Consider the following 14,006-nt stretch of genomic DNA (forward strand, 5'->3'; position numbering starts at 1 on the left):
TTGTCTGTAAGAACATAAATTAATTCCACTTGCGAGATAATCATCTCGGGATATATCCCTGAATTTCATCGGATAAAATCGATGTCTCTGATGGAAACCAAAAGTAGTTATGCCCATCGAATTGGAGGGGAAACATATAAGCCACAGGGTCACCTGTATATAGGACGATTTGAAACATATCAGGATCCCCATTTTTCATATTCGGTTGATAGGATGGAGAATCCTTACTTGTTTTTAATATTTGCAGAAGATGGTTTATTTGGTTTATATTTTTTATTTCCGTGATTCGTTTCGTGCCATTTGCTGTATTCTCTTGATAAATCTCAATTCGGATAACTTTTTCGGCAGGCATGTCTTTAAATTGCCAACGGTTCTTTTCCTCATCTCTTGAATAGTAAAGGTTGTATCCATTAATGGCTCGGGAGGACTTTACCGCCAGCAGATTTGGTTCTCCTTTAATCGTAAAAATATCTGTTCCTTTTTCATGGAAGGCAGCATCGCCATTTTTTGTTTTATATTCAGGATCAGAGACATTGTCTGCTACTTTAAACTTTACCTCGCCGAGTTTTTTATCAATGTGCTTTTCATCCGCAATCACACATGTATTGATTCCTTCATACATTTTACCGTCCCACTTAATAAAATCCACCCAATCAATGATTGTATTCTGGCTAAGTGACTGACAGCCTGATAAGATGAACACTAAAAAAATAAACAAACTAATTAATTTTCTCATCATCCCACCTCATTAATAGAGACGAGAGGACAGATCATTTGGTTTCAATCTGCTTCGAGGTGGTTTTCGAGAATTACGGTTTGATTTATTCCACACCAATTCCCTTGAATGAAAAAATTGTTTTTACAAAATATAATAAAGCAACAGTTCATAACTAGGAGGTTCGACCATGCCTAAAGTTGAAGTATCTTGTTCAATCGCCAACTGTTCGTTTTATGGAGAAGGAAATGTTTGTACAGCAGATAAAATTATGGTTGAAATAGATAACCATGCACGCTATGATACAGAATTTTCTTCCGAATTAGGTGAAAAGAATCATGTGGATACGGCAGGTACCTCAGCTGAAACCTGTTGTAAAACCTTCAAACCTAAACAAAGGAAAAATAGTTAAACGGATTCTGTTGTAAAAAGGACGGACTTGAGCTTCCCAAAAGGAGAAGCCAGTTCCGTCTTTTTTTTATTTTCTCAGCATACAGGATAATTGAAAGTTTAATAAAATATAATAAAGAAAAAGAAAACTAGGCGGGATCACATGATGAAGAAGATGACTTATTTGTTCTCTTTATGGTTAGTTACAATGGGTTTAGCTGCTTGTACTCCAAAACAGGAAATGATAAATGAAAAACCACCGGTAACAGAACCAGACGGAGAAAATCCCTCAAATCCCAATGGGCCAGTTTCAGAAGAACCAGAGGAAGAAGTATATCACAATGAAGTCTTTAAAGATGTTGTCGTTACAAAAAAAGCAGATGCTATCATTGTAACAGGGAAAGCCCAAGTTTTTGAAGGGGTCTTTCAATATGCTCTTTATAATGGAGAAAATGTCGTTAAAGAAGGGAACTACCAGACAGAGGGTGCACCAGCTTGGGGAGAATTTGAAATCACTTTTGACAAAGGGTTAGTATCTACAAATACCAGTAAATTGGAATTATTTGTATATTCCGCAAAAGATGGCTCTAAAATAAATACGTTAGAAATTCCATTAGTCTTAGATAACTAAGGAACTGTTTTATTAAGATTTAAGCTTCCTTGCACTAAGCGCCATTTTATCCATAACAGTAGCGACAATAATCCCAATTGCATACCGAATCAAATCCACTATAAGAAATCCTTTACCAAGTATTAAGGATCCGAGTTGTGTACCGCGAAGTTGATTGATCCATTCTGCTTGATACATCTGACTGAATTCGATTCCATAACTGAATAAAAAACTAAGAAAAATTGCTGTTAGGAGGCTCTTTCGCACCAGCAAGAAACGGAATCCAAAATAAACCATCATTGCCCAAAGCGCGTCTCCGGCATTCTCCGCAACAAAAATTGGAAGAAGTGGAGAGAATTTTCTCGAGGCCAGGCCAAAGATGATCGTGAGAATAACAGCGAACAAATAACCAATCTTCATGATTGGTGGATTAATCGATTCCTTCATTTGATGTTGGCCAGTATTCATTCCAATCACTCATTTCTCCTCATACCTATAATTTTGAATATACTAGTATTTTTCGATAGAAGCAATGAAAGAAGACTAGTGCACTTTTATAATAAATAGAACAAATGTAGAAAGGGAACAAATAGAGTTATCTAATTAAGCTGCCATCAAGGTGGCTTTTTTTTTATATAAATTTTAAAAAAAGAAGGAATGACAACTTATCATAAAGAATAGGATTAGGTGAATATGAACAGGGGTGAAATGCATGCTAACAAAAGAAAATATATTGGAAATAAAAGCGCTTCAAGAAGTCTGCGAAAAAGAAGGCGGATTCGACTTGAAGCTTAATTTTGATATGCTAGAAAATCGGATTGGAAAGCAAAAGGAAGACTTATTCCATTATAAAGATGGCAAGCTTGTCGGCTTTCTCGGCATCTATGGTTTTGGAGATAAAGTAGAACTATGTGGAATGGTGCACCCGAATTACCGAAGACGAGGGATCTTTTCTGAGTTGCTGGAAAGGGGATTAATCGAGTCGAAGAAACGATATACAACGATTTTATTAAATGCCCCTACAGAATCTCAATCTGCCAAGCATTTTTTGAAAAATATTCCTTGTTCTTTTTCGATTGCGGAGTATCAAATGAAATGGCAGGACACGGAATTGGTTGAGGATCCTACTGTTACCTTGCGCCCGTCTATTTCTGAAGAAGATTGGGAAGCCGAAATCCAACTCGACGTATTGGGGTTTGGTATCAACGAAGAGGCAGCTCGGGAGTTTAACCAAACGATCAGGGAAACCAGCAGTGACGAACGTTTCATTATTGAATCAGAAGGAAAAACAGCTGGGAAAATGCGCGTTTCCGAATCAAATGGAGAAGCCTGGATCTATGGTTTTGCGGTTTTTCCTGAACTGCAGGGAAGAGGAATCGGGAGAAAAGCGTTATCAAATGTGGTAATTATGGAACATCACAAAGGATTGCCTATTTTTCTCGAGGTAGAGGCTAAAAATGCCCATGCCCTAAGATTGTACGAATCTTGTGGATTTAGAAGCTACCATTCCCAGGATTACTATCTATATGAAGAGTAATTTCATATTGTAAATAATTTCTAATTTAATTCTACACATTTGTTTTATTTATATTCTTTTACTATTGATTTATTGGTGAATAACACATAATGTCTTGCTAATAGGTAAAAATAAACATATATCCCAAAATCATAGGTGAAAAAATGAATAAAAACAACGAAAGATTAACCGCACCAGAGATATCGAATTTATGGACCCATTATATACGTGAAACAATGGGGCTTTGTGTAATCAAGTACATGTTAAATACCGTTCAAGACCCTGAAATACATAAAGTTTTTCGGACAGCACAAGGACTTTGCGACAAGCATATTAGCAAACTGAAGGAGCTGTTTCTTCAAGAGCATTTTCCTGTTCCTAAAGGGTTTAATGATAAAGATGTTAATTTGGATACACCTCCATTATTTACGGATTTCTTTTGCTTAAATTATATTCACACCATGACAATGCATGGGAGTCAGTCATACAGTCTGGCATTTACCGTTTCGATTCGTCAAGACATAAGAGATTTTTATTACCAATGTAATCTAGACACTATGGAATTATATAACCAATCACTTGAAGTCCTTATTTCATTGAAACTTCTCAATCCTCCACCATATTATTCAACTCCTGATAAGGTTCATTTTATCAAGAGCCTTGATTATGTAACTGATTTGGTTGGCAGTAAAAGAACCATGAATGCTGTTGAATGTGGTAATATCTATTTTAATTTAGAAAAAAGCATGATGACAAAAGGGTGCCTTATTGCTTTTAAACAAGTTTGTAAAGATAAACCCATTATTAAGTTTTTAGAGAAAGCTATTAATGCAGCAAATAAACATATTGGGATATTTACAACGTTATTACTTAAAGAAGACCTTCATTTACCCCATACATTTGATTCAGAAATAACAAATTCAAATGATGCACCATTTTCTGAAAAACTTATGCTGTTTCATTCAGGCTTTTTATTTGCAGCAGCATTATCCTATTACGGTACTGCTGCGATGTATAGTATGAGAGCAGATATTGTATTACAATGCGAAAAATCTATTTTTGATGATTTACTGATCTACAGTAGTTTCGGTAAATTAATCATTAAAAAGAACTGGATGGAGCAGCCTCCTTTTGCGGATGACAGGAAAATGATTTAGAACTGAATATTGTTTTACTAAAAAATACAGGAAATTACAGCATTCCTATCATAGAAACGGGGTGCTTGTATTGAAAATTTAGCTGCCAAAATTGGCGGCCTTTTTTATGTGTGCCAGGCATGGCAACTCTCTGAGATAGGATGTTGTTAGTGGGGCAAAAATAAATTAAGTTATTTTCCCTCTCCTAAATCTTAAAAAAAGAAGGAATGACACCTTATCATCAAGAATAGGAATAGGTGAAAATGAACATGGCGATATGCATGCTAACAAAAGATAATGTATTAGAAATAAAGCACTTCAGGAAGTCTGCGAAAAAGAGGGTGGATTCGACTTGAAGCTTTGAAGTTAAACATTTGGAATTCATAGAAAGATGCGCTGTAAATCAGCTTTTTTTATGGAGTTATTGATCAAAGATAGGATTCAACAGATTGTTATTTTCAAATTCGCTAATAAGTCTCACAAATTCGTCGATGAATGAAACGACAAAAATATAGAAGAGGATGATCTTATTGGATAGAAGAAGTTTACTGGTATCTCCATTACCAGGATATAATGAAGAAATCGGCCGATGGCTATGGTGCTTAGAGGATGTTCGCCGTACTCTTTTAACAGAATTAACTGGTATTAGCCAAACGATCCTCGATACCAAAATGGATGAAAGACAAACAATAGGCTCGTTGTTGTATCACATCGCCTTAATCGAGGCAGATTGGTTATATGAAGAGGTACTAGTTACCGATTGGGATCCCGAAATACGTTCACTATTTCCGTTAGAACATCGGTCCGAAGATGGCTCTTTAGCCCACATGGAGGGGCAAAGTTTAGAAGATCATTTTTACCGCCTTAAAAAGGTTCGTGAAGTATTTCTTTCCCATTTTCGTTCAATGGACCTAACAGATTGGCGTAAACCTAGAATTCTGGAACAATATGATGTCACACCTGAGTGGGTTGTATATCATTTGATTGAACATGAATCCCATCATCGAGGTCAGATTTTCCAGTTGCTTAGAAACTTACGGAATGTTTAATAATTGGTGGTTTTGCTTTCTAGCTTTCATTCATTTTTACCTAATTCTAAACGTAGGAACTATTAAGGAAGGAAGTGGGGAGAATGAAACGACAAAAAACCTATTTTATTTTTAAAGATTTGATATTCGACCTCAAAAAGCCAGAAATTACACTAAAACAAATTAGAGTTTCTGAGATTAAAATTGAAAATGAGGAATATAAAGCACTTCGCAAAAAATTTAGTGAAGATATTTTCACTATAGAAAAAAAACCAGAGGGTTGGTTTATAACGGAGAAAGAGTAAGCCCTTCTCGTTTGAGGAGGTTTTTTTATGTAAAGAAATCGCAATTCCTCTAAGCACGATTAAGTTTAAACAAAAATATTGGGGTCAGTCTTTCATTATTTTGAGGGACTAACCCTTTTTTGATTTCTTCTAAACAATTACTAGCCAAGGTGATTTCCGAAAAACCGGAAGTTTCCCGATTTCCGGAAAAGCAGTATAGCTTAAATTCCGAAAAAACGGAAATTATTCACCTAAGAGCTATAGATGAATGTTTGATACTATCGATATCTACCTATTTTATTAATTCTGAATAATAAAATATATTTGGCATAAAACTTGCTACTAAATGATTATCATGGACTTTCTAGAATAGGAGGTTAGATTGTTGTAACCGTTTACTGTTATAAAAGTGTACCGTTTATACATGTCAATCAATGAATCCGTTTTCGGAATAAATGTTGCATGTTTCGGACCATGATTCTATTAAAAAGGAGATAAAAGCATGAAGAATGGAAAAATAATTGATTCGTTTGAAAAAGCCATCGAGGATATCCATGATGGAGCTACGATTATTGTAGGGGGATTCGGCCTTTGCGGGATACCAGAAAAGGCTATCCTAGCTCTAAGAGATAAAGGAGTAAAAGACTTAACAATTGTCAGCAATAATTGTGGTGTCGATGATTGGGGTCTCGGACTATTACTTGCGAATAAACAAATTAAAAAAATGGTTTCCTCCTATGTTGGGGAGAACAAGATTTTTGAACGACAATTTTTAAGCGGGGAATTAGAAGTGGAACTCGTGCCACAAGGTACCCTTGCAGAACGAATCCGTGCAGGCGGGGCTGGCATTCCAGGATTTTATACAGCAACTGGTGTTGGAACACCGATTGCCGAAGGAAAGGAACATAAAGATTTTGACGGAAAAACTTATATCCTTGAAAAAGCCATTGTTGGCGATTTTTCATTAGTAAAGGCTTGGAGAGCGGATTCGTTAGGAAATTTAGTTTACCACAAAACAGCCAGAAATTTTAATCCTTTGGCAGCAATGGCTGGAAAAATAACAATTGCAGAAGTAGAAGAAATTGTCGAAGCTGGTGAATTAAATCCCGACCACATTCATACACCAAGCGTATATGTTCAGCGTCTTTTAGCCGGGGAAGGTTATGAAAAGAGAATTGAGAGACGGACTGTTATTCAAGCATAGGGAGGAGAAATTTCAATGGATGTACGTCAAAAAATTATCAAGCGGGCAGTGCAAGAAATACAAGATGGGATGAATGTCAATTTGGGGATTGGAATACCGACGCTTTTAGCAAATGAAATACCTGCTGAATACAGTGTTTTGCTCCAATCAGAAAATGGACTGTTGGGAATCGGGCCCTATCCGGATGAGAAACAAGTCGATCCTGATTTAATCAACGCAGGGAAAGAAACGGTCACAGCAGTGAATGGCGCCTCTTATTTTGATAGTGCTGAGTCCTTTGCCATGATCCGCGGCGGTCATATTGATTTAGCCATTCTTGGCGGGATGGAGGTTTCAGAAAATGGAGATCTTGCCAACTGGATGATCCCGGGGAAAATGGTAAAGGGTATGGGCGGTGCGATGGACCTTGTAAATGGTGCTAAGCGCATTGTTGTAATTATGGAACATGTCAATAAGTATGGTGAGTCTAAAATTAAAGAAGAATGCACACTTCCTTTAACTGGAAAAGGGGTTGTCCATCGTTTAATCACTGATTTAGCAGTATTTGATTTTACCCCTGAGGGAATGGTCTTAGTGGAAACACAAGAAGGGGTTACACTTGAGGAAGTTAAGGGGAAAACAGAAGCTTCTTTTACAATTTGTCCGGAATTGCTCGTTAACTCTGTATCTGTGTAAAATCAAAATCAGTATTAAGAATCGGAGGGATTTTTTGGTGAAAGGTAAACTCTTAGCGATAGCTGCTGCCTCTGCTTTATTGTTTCCGCTTGTTCCTCAGAATTTCTTGCAAAAGAGTGTTTCCGCTTCCTATTCTCCAGAAGTATCGGGGGCACAAGATGTTACGGTGAGGAAGTTTGATGGGACAAACGGAAATTGGTTAACAACAAAAAATCCGTCTCAATATGCAGAAGCAACTGTCTTTGGGAATATTGGATTGGCTCCTTATAATTGGGGAAATAAGGAAGAAGGATCGGGTTGGTATAACATGTACAACCCTGCGTCAGTAAGCGGTGTTCAAGTCAACGGTATGTTTGACGATGCAAAATTTGTCATTCGTGTACCAGACAACTGGAATGGAAAATTAGTTGTAGGGGGAATACCCGCGACTCGAAATGAAACGGCGACTGATTTACTGTTTAGTGATTATGTTTTAGCAAAAGGTTATGCGTTTGCTGCTACGGATAAAGGGACACAAGGGGAAATTGACCCTTCCGATCCATTCGCTAAAGCAAAGAACGCCTTAGTTGCAGAGGATGACAGCATCACTGAATGGAATCAGCGCTTTCGCCAATTGACGATAGCAGCACAAAAATACTTAACTGAAAATTATCGTGATAAGCTGATTAAAGAGAGTGATAGAAAAAATCCAGCCAGTAAGTTGATTACAAAAAAACACAAAGTGCCTACCTATGCAATGGGGATTTCCAATGGCGGTTATGTCGTCCGTTATGCGCTTGAACACGACGGCCCAGATAAGACAGGGAAACCAGCTCTATATGATGGCGGAGTGGATTGGGAAGGCGTGTTATGGAGAGCGAATGAACCGAATTTAATTAGTTCGTTAACTCCAGTTGTCAATCATGCGGAAAAAGCCATTTACGGCACAGGTGAAGAAAAGAATGCGGCAATGAAAAAAATGTATAAAGCTGGTTTACCGAAAGGGTCTGAAAAACTGTGGAGCTATCATGATCAGGTCTACTGGTTCCTCACCTTAAATATTTATCGGGATGAACTTGATCCAAACGCTCCTAACCAAATCGATTGGAGAAACTATTTGAACTATAACGGTAGTATTCGTGATCGTACATACGATTACATCTTTAAAGATTACAATTATATGGTACGGCCAAGTGCAGTCAAACAAAACGTAAAAGCCATTGAAAATACCGGCGATATTGATGTGCCGCTGATCAGTATAACTGGTTCCTGGGACTCGTTAATTTTTCCGTCCATCCATGCGGATGCATACGACAAGCTTGTAAACCAAGCAGGAAAAGGCAAATTACACCGACTTTATACCATTGAAAAGGGAAACCATGTCGATAGCTTGGTTTGGAACACTTCAACAGATCCGAATAAAGAGCTGCAGCCTTTGCTTCCGTATGCACATCAAGCTTTTGACTTACTCGTGGATTGGGTTGAACATCATAAAAAAGCACCTAAGAGTAAATTCATTTCCACCCCGCAGGATCCTGCAAAAGTGTTAGATATTAAGACAGGAAAAGAAGTGGATCCTAAGTAGAAAAGGAACACCTTTCAAATCAGCCAAGAATAATCCCAACGCTATTCTGCAAACTATGAATGCAGAAATATAGTGAAGGGATTTAGAACATGAGAAAACATTTGGTGATTATATGCAGTTTGATTTTTAGCACCCTATTAAATAATATTCCTGCCCATGCCACTGAGTATAAGCAGAGTAATACTTATGGTGTTAAACATGGCGATTCGCTGCCGCAAATTGCCATTAAATTTGGAACTTCCGTCAATGACTTAAAAATGACCAATGGATTGCAGTCGAATACATTATTAGTTGGCCAAAAATTGTGGGTACCTACTACGTATGAAGTGGTTCCTGGGGATACTTTGAGGGGTATCGCGTTAGCATTCCATTCAACAGTCGATGCAATTAAAACAAAGAATAAGCTTTCAACTGATCAACTCTATATCGGGCAAGTGCTCAAGATTCCTCCTAAAAAAATGAAGATGCAAGGTCAGCATATCTTGATGACACGGGAGGAATTTAGGGATTGGTTATTTAACGCTCGAATTAATAGGAGAGTTACGCTCATCCAAGAGCATCACACCTGGTTGCCGTCATACAAGCAATTTAATGGCACCAATCATTTTCGGATGTTGCAAGGGATGGAAAATTTCCATAAACGAAAAATGGGCTGGAGTACTATCGCTCAAAATATAACCACTTTTCCGGATGGAAAAATTGCCGTATCGAGGCCCTTTAACATAGCCCCCGAAGGTACCATTGGGCCAAGGGCAAACGCAACTGGGATTGCAATCGAAAATGTAGGCAACTTCGATAAAGGTCATGATGTGATGACAGCCCAACAGAAAGAAACAATTGTGTATATTACTGCGGTCCTTTCAATTAAATTCGGGCTAACGCCTTCCATTGACACTATTACCTATCATCATTGGTGGAATCTAAGAACGAAGGAAAGGGTGCTGGATAAAGGTCCAGATTATAATGTAAAAACATGCCCCGGTACTGCGTTTTTCGGAGGAAATTCCACCACTGATGCCATTAACAATTTTTATCCGCTTGTAACACGGAAAATTAAAGAAATTTTAGCTTCAAGGAATTAGAGATAGTATTCACGAAGACAAATTAGCTTTTAGGATTTTGTCTTCGTGAAAAAACCACTGGCTAATTCCTGCTCTTCTTTAGATATTTCGCCTCATTTTTTTGCTAAAAATCCCCTAAACACGAACATTATTAAACTTTTCAATAAAAACATTCACCTTTTCCGTTGTAAATTTATATTAAGTTTGTTATATTAAAAAAGTAATAATTATATATTTCATTGCTCGTATATACTCGGTAATATGGTCTGAGTGTTTCTACCTGGTTCCCACTAAAAGAACTAGACTACGAGTTAAAGTATTTGGCTTCTATAAGGCGATTTTTGTGCCTTGGCCATTCATTAATTTAGCAAAGAATTTTTCTTTTTGCTAGAATATCAATACTTTGACTTTCGTAGGTCTAGAAGGTAGAAATTATTCTACATTTCTAGACCTTTTTCATTGGACACGACTACCCGAGTAGATCAAACATCAAAAGAACTGGGAGAGGTTTTATGAAAAACAAAATGTTAAAGAAATTCGCTCCAGTAGCAGCTATTCTTGTACTATTCTTATCGTTGCTTGCGTTTCAGCATTCCACTTTACTAGTAGAAGAAAAAGTAGAAGGGGCTGCGAGACCAATTCTTATTCAAGGCCCTATGCCTATTGAAGCCGAAAAATTTGCACAAAGATTAGAAAAAGTGAAAGTGGAAAAGTCAGGAACTTTTGTCTTTTACAAAGGAAAGTTGAACAATTATCCTGTCATCGTTGCTAAAACAGGTAAAGGTATGGAAAATACAGCGGCAGCAACAGCATTAGCGATTGAAAAATATAAACCGATCGCGATTATCAATCAAGGGACTTCAGGCGGACATGACCCAAGTTTACATGTATTTGATATTGTATTAGGAAAGAGAACAACAAACATAGGTTCGTTAAAAACAGGAAATATAGCACAAGACCAAGGAATGGATCCAACTATTTGGAAACCGATGGACTTAATGGCTTCAGAAGGTAGCGGGTCTGATCCGAATGCTGAAAAAGTCCGTTACTACGAGGGTGATAAAGATCTTCTTGCAGCTGCGAATGCAGTAAAAGATAAGTACACCAAAGGTAAAGTGGTTGAGGGGACCATCGGTTCAGCAGACGTTTGGAACAATGAAGTGGATCGGATTAAGTGGTTCCATACAAATTACGGTACATCTGTAGAGGAAATGGAAGGTGCGGCTGCAGCACAAATTGCCGATGCTTATGATGTCGCATTCTTGGGTATTCGTGTTCTTTCTAACAATAAAACAAATGGCGGCACATACAACCCGAATACAGCTTCAGCCAATCAAGACTATGTTTATGAAGTAGTTAAAAAATATATTGCAACTTTGCAAAACAAATAATTTAGTAAATAGGTGTCACGATTTTAGAGCTGTTTCCACAGCTCTATTTTTTATGTGTTCACACCGTAATCACAATTTTCCCCTGTGCGTGGCCTTCTTGAAAATACCGGAATGCTTCAGGGATTTCGCTTAATATGTAACAGCGATCAATCACTGGTTTTACATTTCCGGCTTCAATTAGTTCTTTCAGATAAATCAAATCATCCTGTTTAGGCCGTTGTAAAAAGGTGCCCATTTTCTTTTTGCTGGTCATAGATATCCAAGGCCCGAGGACCATGGCTTGGAACATTTGTGCCTCGGAACCTCCGACGTGAACAAAGATTCCATTGGAATTTAGTACTCGCTTATAAGCAGAGATTGGTTTATGACCATTTACGCCCAGAATCAGGTCATAAACTTGAGGTTTTTGGGTAAAATCTTCTTGGGTATAGTCAATCGCATGATCGGCTCCAATTGATCGCAAAATATCTAAATTTCTTGTACTACATACACCTGTTACCTCAGCCCCAAAGGATTTGGCGATCTGTACAGCGAATGTGCCGACACCGCCTGAGGCTCCATTAATTAAAATTCTTTGTCCTGGCTGGATCTTGCCTTTATCCCTAAGACCCTGCAAGGCTGTGACTCCGGCCATTGGCACCGCGGCTGCTTCCTCATAGGATAGATTGGCCGGTTTTAGTGCTAGTGCATTTACTGGAACAGCTACATATTCGGCAAAACCACCCCAGCCAAAACCTGATAGGTCTCCGAACACATCATCACCTAGTTGAAACTGTGTAACATCTTTTCCAACTGCTTCCACCCGGCCGGCAATGTCACCACCAGGTATGGGGTATTTGGGTTTCCGAAGGCCGAAAGCAAAACGAGCTAGGAACGGTTCACCTTTTAAAAGGACCAAGTTACCAAAATTCACCGAGGATGCACGTACTTTTACAAGGACTTGATCATCGTTTGGTATCGGGTTTTCCACCTCCGTTAATTCAAGTACATCAGGTGGTCCATATTTTTTAGTTACAATTGCTTTCATTTTGAAACCTCCTAGGATTTAATTTTGTAAAAATCGCTAATGATCCTTAAATTAAAGATATTCAAGACTCTCAACGATTTAATACATTAATTTTCCAAAATGCTAACCTAGGAAGTTGTATGTATTTCTATTTTTGTGTCTGCACAGTATAATCAGGGATGGGAGTTGAGAAGGATGAATAAAAACGACGTCGCTAATATACGGAAGCAATTTAAATTAAATAATGATCTCATGGCCATTCGTGAAATTTACAATGTCTATGTGCAGAAAGAATCAGGTGAGATTTATCATCATGTTTGTCAACCATTTCAAATGTTAGAACTGGAAACACAAGAATTGTTTTTAGGAAATTTTAAAAAGGTTTTGACCGGTCAACTAGATTCCAAACTGTTTGAGCTAAAATTCCAGCGTGATGCGGAAGACAGCACTCAAACGATCCTCTTTGATGGTTTACAGGCAGACACCACTGAAGATTGGTTAGAATATATGTTTGCTATGGTTGGAAAAATGTTTGCTCATACGGTGTACGATTTTGATACGGTCGTGACGTTTATCCGCGGAGAATATCGTAAAGCAACTAGGAAGCGGGATCTGGAATCGGAAGAAGGCGGGGATGACGAAGTCTATTCCAACCATTTTATTCTTTGCAGTCTTAATAGAACGGATCAGCCAAAAAAGGCCTTGCTGTTTGATTATGTCGAGAAGGAATTTAAATCGAATACGGTCTTTGATCCAATCATTAATTTGCAATCCCCAATGTCTGGCTTTCTTTTCCCTGCTTTTAATGACAATTCTTCAGACGTAAACCATATTCTTTATTGTGCAGGGAAAGCCAATGAACCGGATTTTACGTTTATTGAACAGGTCCTTAATTGTGAAGATATCATCACCGCCGACGAAGATAAAGATGGTTTTGAACTAATTTTAAAAAAAGTCATTGGAGATCAAGTGGATTCCAAAATCATTTCCAATGTCTATGAGGAAATTGATAAAGTGATTCAAGAGAATGAAGAAAACGAAGAAAGTGAAGCCCCGATGTTGGATTATAAAGACATTGGACGCATCTTAGAAGTAAGCGGGGTCGAAAACGTAGATACCGCCAAGGTGGAACATGCCTTTAAAGATGTCCTAGCAGACGAAACCCATGAGTTTAAAGCAAGCAATTTAATTCCTAAAAAGATAAAAATTGATACCAATGTGGCAAATTTATCTATCGATCCGAAAGACCTTAAAAACATAAAATATATTATGTACCAAGGAAAACGATGCCTATTATTAGAGATTGATGAAGATGTCATTGTGGAAGGATTTCGACTAGAAACAGAAACACTATAGCTTTTTTAGGGACAGGTTCCTTAAGCCTTTATAATTTGGATTAAAAAAGAGAGGTCAAAAACAAGTGATT

15 protein-coding genes and 1 riboswitch are annotated in these 14,006 nt (G+C 37.8%); of the genes, 12 read left to right on the plus strand and 3 right to left on the minus strand.

Translation table 11 applies throughout. The features are described 5' to 3' along the window. Positions 1–40: 40 nt before the first annotated feature. The gene (locus tag QNH17_RS15275) at positions 41–736 is read right to left on the minus strand and encodes a hypothetical protein (RefSeq protein ID WP_283873279.1); all 696 of its coding nucleotides are present in this window, start codon (positions 734–736) and stop codon (positions 41–43) included. Positions 737–905: 169 nt separating this feature from the next. Between QNH17_RS15275 and QNH17_RS15280 the strand changes: the two genes are divergently transcribed. Continuing rightward, entirely contained in the window at positions 906–1,127 is a 222-nt protein-coding gene (locus QNH17_RS15280; RefSeq protein ID WP_283873280.1) for a DUF1540 domain-containing protein, read from the plus strand. 141 nt (positions 1,128–1,268) lie between these two features. Next, on the plus strand, positions 1,269–1,736 hold the full coding sequence (locus QNH17_RS15285; protein ID WP_283873281.1) for a Gmad2 immunoglobulin-like domain-containing protein: 468 nt from the start codon (positions 1,269–1,271) through the stop codon (positions 1,734–1,736). 12 nt (positions 1,737–1,748) lie between these two features. Here QNH17_RS15285 and QNH17_RS15290 read toward each other — a convergent pair whose 3' ends face one another. Next, positions 1,749–2,183: a ribosomal maturation YjgA family protein gene (locus tag QNH17_RS15290; protein ID WP_283873283.1), complete on the minus strand. Its 435-nt coding sequence runs from the start codon at positions 2,181–2,183 to the stop codon at positions 1,749–1,751. A 244-nt stretch (positions 2,184–2,427) separates the two neighbouring features. On the opposite strand from QNH17_RS15290, the gene QNH17_RS15295 reads away from it, so the two are divergent. From QNH17_RS15295 to QNH17_RS15335, 9 genes are all read left to right on the plus strand, one after another. Then, entirely contained in the window at positions 2,428–3,252 is an 825-nt protein-coding gene (locus QNH17_RS15295; RefSeq protein WP_283873285.1) for a GNAT family N-acetyltransferase, read from the plus strand. A 143-nt stretch (positions 3,253–3,395) separates the two neighbouring features. Then, complete coding sequence (locus tag QNH17_RS15300; RefSeq protein ID WP_283873286.1) at positions 3,396–4,388, plus strand: DUF3231 family protein; 993 nt, start codon at positions 3,396–3,398, stop codon at positions 4,386–4,388. A 500-nt stretch (positions 4,389–4,888) separates the two neighbouring features. Continuing rightward, complete coding sequence (locus QNH17_RS15305) at positions 4,889–5,416, plus strand: DinB family protein (RefSeq protein ID WP_481858524.1); 528 nt, start codon at positions 4,889–4,891, stop codon at positions 5,414–5,416. Positions 5,417–5,499: 83 nt separating this feature from the next. Continuing rightward, positions 5,500–5,700 carry a hypothetical protein gene (locus tag QNH17_RS15310; RefSeq protein WP_283873289.1) on the plus strand — a complete coding sequence of 67 codons (201 nt, stop codon included), beginning with the start codon at positions 5,500–5,502 and terminating at the stop codon, positions 5,698–5,700. A gap of 481 nt (positions 5,701–6,181) precedes the next feature. Then, positions 6,182–6,883, plus strand: coding sequence for a CoA transferase subunit A (locus tag QNH17_RS15315; protein ID WP_283873290.1), 702 nt, complete (start codon positions 6,182–6,184; stop codon positions 6,881–6,883). Between the two features lie 15 nt (positions 6,884–6,898). Then, positions 6,899–7,558, plus strand: coding sequence for a 3-oxoacid CoA-transferase subunit B (locus tag QNH17_RS15320; protein WP_283873292.1), 660 nt, complete (start codon positions 6,899–6,901; stop codon positions 7,556–7,558). A gap of 166 nt (positions 7,559–7,724) precedes the next feature. Further along, positions 7,725–9,122 carry an alpha/beta hydrolase gene (locus QNH17_RS15325; protein ID WP_481858627.1) on the plus strand — a complete coding sequence of 466 codons (1,398 nt, stop codon included), beginning with the start codon at positions 7,725–7,727 and terminating at the stop codon, positions 9,120–9,122. Positions 9,123–9,211: 89 nt separating this feature from the next. Next, positions 9,212–10,204 (plus strand): LysM peptidoglycan-binding domain-containing protein, encoded by a 993-nt coding sequence (locus tag QNH17_RS15330; RefSeq protein WP_283873294.1) that lies wholly within the window; start codon positions 9,212–9,214, stop codon positions 10,202–10,204. A 202-nt stretch (positions 10,205–10,406) separates the two neighbouring features. Beyond that, positions 10,407–10,510, plus strand: a riboswitch (purine riboswitch). Between the two features lie 185 nt (positions 10,511–10,695). Next, complete coding sequence (locus QNH17_RS15335) at positions 10,696–11,574, plus strand: 5'-methylthioadenosine/S-adenosylhomocysteine nucleosidase (RefSeq protein WP_283873296.1); 879 nt, start codon at positions 10,696–10,698, stop codon at positions 11,572–11,574. Positions 11,575–11,632: 58 nt separating this feature from the next. Here QNH17_RS15335 and QNH17_RS15340 read toward each other — a convergent pair whose 3' ends face one another. After that, entirely contained in the window at positions 11,633–12,601 is a 969-nt protein-coding gene (locus QNH17_RS15340) for an NAD(P)-dependent alcohol dehydrogenase (protein ID WP_283873297.1), read from the minus strand. Positions 12,602–12,775: 174 nt separating this feature from the next. On the opposite strand from QNH17_RS15340, the gene QNH17_RS15345 reads away from it, so the two are divergent. Then, positions 12,776–13,936 (plus strand): DUF4317 domain-containing protein, encoded by a 1,161-nt coding sequence (locus QNH17_RS15345; protein ID WP_283873299.1) that lies wholly within the window; start codon positions 12,776–12,778, stop codon positions 13,934–13,936. Positions 13,937–14,006: the final 70 nt, after the last annotated feature.

This window comes from Neobacillus sp. SuZ13, from assembly GCF_030123365.1.
Lineage (GTDB): Bacteria > Bacillota > Bacilli > Bacillales > Cytobacillaceae > Neobacillus.

What these genes read in the sequence shown, in the direction of transcription:
- QNH17_RS15320 (WP_283873292.1), top strand. Translation starts at nt 6,899, where the DNA reads ATGGATGTACGTCAAAAAATTATCAAGCGGGCAGTGCAAGAAATACAA.
- QNH17_RS15290 (WP_283873283.1), bottom strand. Translation starts at nt 2,183, where the DNA reads ATGAATACTGGCCAACATCAAATGAAGGAATCGATTAATCCACCAATC.
- QNH17_RS15340 (WP_283873297.1), bottom strand. Translation starts at nt 12,601, where the DNA reads ATGAAAGCAATTGTAACTAAAAAATATGGACCACCTGATGTACTTGAA.
- QNH17_RS15285 (WP_283873281.1), top strand. Translation starts at nt 1,269, where the DNA reads ATGATGAAGAAGATGACTTATTTGTTCTCTTTATGGTTAGTTACAATG.
- QNH17_RS15305 (WP_481858524.1), top strand. Translation starts at nt 4,889, where the DNA reads ATGATCTTATTGGATAGAAGAAGTTTACTGGTATCTCCATTACCAGGA.
- QNH17_RS15295 (WP_283873285.1), top strand. Translation starts at nt 2,428, where the DNA reads ATGCTAACAAAAGAAAATATATTGGAAATAAAAGCGCTTCAAGAAGTC.
- QNH17_RS15335 (WP_283873296.1), top strand. Translation starts at nt 10,696, where the DNA reads ATGAAAAACAAAATGTTAAAGAAATTCGCTCCAGTAGCAGCTATTCTT.
- QNH17_RS15300 (WP_283873286.1), top strand. Translation starts at nt 3,396, where the DNA reads ATGAATAAAAACAACGAAAGATTAACCGCACCAGAGATATCGAATTTA.
- QNH17_RS15315 (WP_283873290.1), top strand. Translation starts at nt 6,182, where the DNA reads ATGAAGAATGGAAAAATAATTGATTCGTTTGAAAAAGCCATCGAGGAT.
- QNH17_RS15310 (WP_283873289.1), top strand. Translation starts at nt 5,500, where the DNA reads ATGAAACGACAAAAAACCTATTTTATTTTTAAAGATTTGATATTCGAC.
- QNH17_RS15275 (WP_283873279.1), bottom strand. Translation starts at nt 736, where the DNA reads ATGAGAAAATTAATTAGTTTGTTTATTTTTTTAGTGTTCATCTTATCA.
- QNH17_RS15345 (WP_283873299.1), top strand. Translation starts at nt 12,776, where the DNA reads ATGAATAAAAACGACGTCGCTAATATACGGAAGCAATTTAAATTAAAT.
- QNH17_RS15280 (WP_283873280.1), top strand. Translation starts at nt 906, where the DNA reads ATGCCTAAAGTTGAAGTATCTTGTTCAATCGCCAACTGTTCGTTTTAT.
- QNH17_RS15330 (WP_283873294.1), top strand. Translation starts at nt 9,212, where the DNA reads ATGAGAAAACATTTGGTGATTATATGCAGTTTGATTTTTAGCACCCTA.